Annotated in this window: 1 protein-coding gene; it reads right to left on the reverse strand. The window is 69.7% G+C overall.

The window, feature by feature from the left end:
* Positions 1–18: 18 nt before the first annotated feature.
* Positions 19–651, reverse strand: a 633-nt coding sequence (locus AC5L34_RS29510) for a C39 family peptidase (protein WP_494827930.1), incomplete at its 5' end; no start/stop codon positions are given.

Below are 651 nucleotides of genomic sequence, written 5' to 3' on the forward strand. Positions count from 1 at the left end.
GTGGTGCGGGGCTGCTGGTCAGGCGGTGTAGCCGCGGGTGGCGATCCAGTCGGCGAGGTTGTCGACGCTCATGCGGTAGGAGGCCTGGTTGGGGTCGGCGGAGTCGGCGATGGTGACGGTGTTGCCGTTGTCGCGGTAGCCGACGACGCTGATGTAGTGCCCGCCTTCGAAGGAGTGGGTGGTGCCGTCGGTGTCGGTGGCGGTGCCGGCGATGTTGGCGACGACGGCGTGGCCTTCGTCGATGGCGGTGACGATGTCGGCGCGCAGCCTGTCGGTCTGCTTGTCGTCGGCCTTGGGCTCGCGGATCTCGACGGACTGGTAGGCGTCGCGGCCGGTTTCCTTGTTCAGCACGGGGGTGATGTCGTTGATGGAGTTGGTGCCGGCTTCGGTGGTGCCCATGCGCTGGGCCATGCCGTCGACGTCGATGTTCTTGCCCTGCACGCTCAGGGCGTTGCGGGCGGCGGCGGGGCCGCAGTAGTAGAAGTTGGGCTGGGCTTCGTAGCGCACGCCGAGTTCACGCTCGCCACCCTTGCGGTCCTGGGTGGTGGCGGAGACGGGCTTGGTCTGGGTGGGGGCGGCGTAGGCGGTGGTGACGGGGCCGGCGATGGCGCCGCCGGTGAAGGCGAGCCCGGCGGCGGTCAGGGCGGTCTT

The organism is Micromonospora sp. ZG13, from assembly GCF_059359355.1.